The sequence below is a fragment of the Streptomyces botrytidirepellens genome (assembly GCF_003721215.1).
Classification (GTDB): domain Bacteria; phylum Actinomycetota; class Actinomycetes; order Streptomycetales; family Streptomycetaceae; genus Streptomyces; species Streptomyces himastatinicus.
The window spans coordinates 1-1,874 of record NZ_RIBZ01000478.1; the positions used below are offsets into that span (position 1 = coordinate 1).

Genomic DNA, 1,874 nt, shown 5'->3' on the forward strand with positions numbered 1-1,874 from the left:
CCCCGGGGGGCGGGCGGTCAGGGGGTGAGGCGTATGAGGTAGTCGGCGATACACGCAGCGGCGGCCGCGGAGTCGGCGTCGCAGTCCACCAGGACGGTTCCCGATGTGCAGTAGAGCGCGTCGCCGACCGGCTCACCGGATGCGGTGTGGGCGAACACGACCCATCCGGTGTGTGCGGCGGGTACGTGTTCCACGCCGGGGGCCCGGTCGCACAGGGACAGATACACGGGGCTGTCCGCCTGGGCCGGGGCGTGCGGGCCGATCGGCACTTCGTAGCTCATGCCCGCGTCGCCCTCGCGGGCGGTGATGCCGTACTTGGCGAGGGCGTCGAGTACGACGGCGCCTGCGGTGGGCCGCGGGTCGGTGAACCACTGGGCGACGGCAAGCGCGCACCGGGCCGCCTCGTCGTCGAGCGCCGATCCCCTTTGCGGCTCATACACCGTGGCGATATTCATGAAGTCCGGTTCGCCGTCCGGCACCCAAGCGGTGGCGTGGCACCCGGGGGAATGGGTGTAGGGCGTGACCAACACGATGTGCTCGCCCGTCAGGGCCTTGTGTCGGGAGACAGTGGCCGGGTGCGCGACGAGGATGCCCTCCCCCGCGTCGTAGAAAGCGGAGATGTTGTATGCGGCGAGCGCGTCGGTGAGCAGGGTGGTGATGTTGGGCATAGCCGGGCCTTTCTGCTGTTCGGAAGCGAGAGCGTGGCGGAAGCTCCCCGCCAGGCGCCTGAAGGAGCGCCCGCCCGGCCAGGAGCGGCGGGGCAGGGGTGCGGAGCCGGTGGGCGAACGTTGCCGGTCCTGGGTGCCCGTACCGCCGTCGTCTCCCGTCGGTGGTACCGGCGCCGTCGAAGGCCGCCGGGCCCGGCCCGCGCGCGGTAAGAGCGCAGCGCGGGCAGGCCCAGAGGGTTGGTGTGGTCAGCGGTCCCGGGGACCGCGAGCGCGCGCCGGGGTGGCGGGTGCGGAGATCCGCCGCGTGGCGAGCGTGTCGGCGCTGATCACGTGCCAGATAGCGCCGTAGGCGCGCACCAGCCAGTCCCCCGGCCGGGCCAGCAGATCGGCCCCGCGCGTGTGGAGAAGGAGATTGATGGTGTCACCGGGGCCGGACGGGTGACGGAAGTCGGCGTTGTCGCAGAGGAGGGCGCCGATGAGCGGACCCGTGGCCGTGGGATCGTCGGGCTGCCACTGGAAAGCGCGGCGGCACGTCGCGCTGGGTACGGAAGCGAGGACCGTGTAGGCCGACGGGCGCGGGATCTCGGAGCAACCCAGCGAATCGACGCTGAGATAGGTGGTGGTGCCCTCGGGGCTGGTGACCGCCAGGACATCGCCCTTGGACAGCGACCGCACATCGGCGGGCCAGTACTGGCCGCGGTCGTCGCTGCCCTGCCGGTTACCAACGTCGTACGCGACCAGCGCCGCCTCCTGGGCGCGGTCCACCGTGCCGGTGTCGAACACCAGACACAGCGGCGCACCGGCAGAGGTAGTGACCTCGGCGACCATGTGACCCTCCTGGTAGCCGTCATAGCAGTCCGGGTCGACATTCACGAACGCGGTCACGGTGTAGCTGCCGCCTCGACCGGTGGACGGCCGGGCCGGGCCGCCGGGGTGAGAACACCCGGCGGTGACGGTGGTGATGGAGTCGGGCTGGGTGTGGGTGGGCATGAAGACTCCTCTTCCTGATGACGGGACGGGGTGATGCCGGGCACGGCACCACGACGCGCCACACGAGCAAGGGGCGCGGGGCGCCGGAGTGCAGGGCACGGGGCGCGCCGGGCTGCGGGGCCCGGCGGACCCCACGGTCAGGCGTGCGGGGGTTAGACAGGCAACAGGCGGGGCGGGTAGTGAGGGCTATGAGGGCGCGTGCTGGAGCACGGGCCG

General features: G+C 72.0%; 2 protein-coding genes. Both read right to left on the reverse strand.

Going from position 1 to position 1,874, the window contains the following annotated elements:
• Window positions 1-17: 17 nt before the first annotated feature.
• Window positions 18-668, reverse strand: coding sequence for a hypothetical protein (locus EEJ42_RS31740; protein ID WP_123105330.1), 651 nt, complete (start codon window positions 666-668; stop codon window positions 18-20).
• A 246-nt stretch (window positions 669-914) separates the two neighbouring features.
• Window positions 915-1,658 carry a hypothetical protein gene (locus EEJ42_RS31745; protein ID WP_123105331.1) on the reverse strand — a complete coding sequence of 248 codons (744 nt, stop codon included), beginning with the start codon at window positions 1,656-1,658 and terminating at the stop codon, window positions 915-917.
• Between the last annotated feature and the right edge of the window lie 216 nt (window positions 1,659-1,874).

Coding starts and splice junctions, on each gene's coding strand:
- EEJ42_RS31745 (WP_123105331.1), bottom strand. CDS start 1,658: ATGCCCACCCACACCCAGCCCGACTCCATCACCACCGTCACCGCCGGG.
- EEJ42_RS31740 (WP_123105330.1), bottom strand. CDS start 668: ATGCCCAACATCACCACCCTGCTCACCGACGCGCTCGCCGCATACAAC.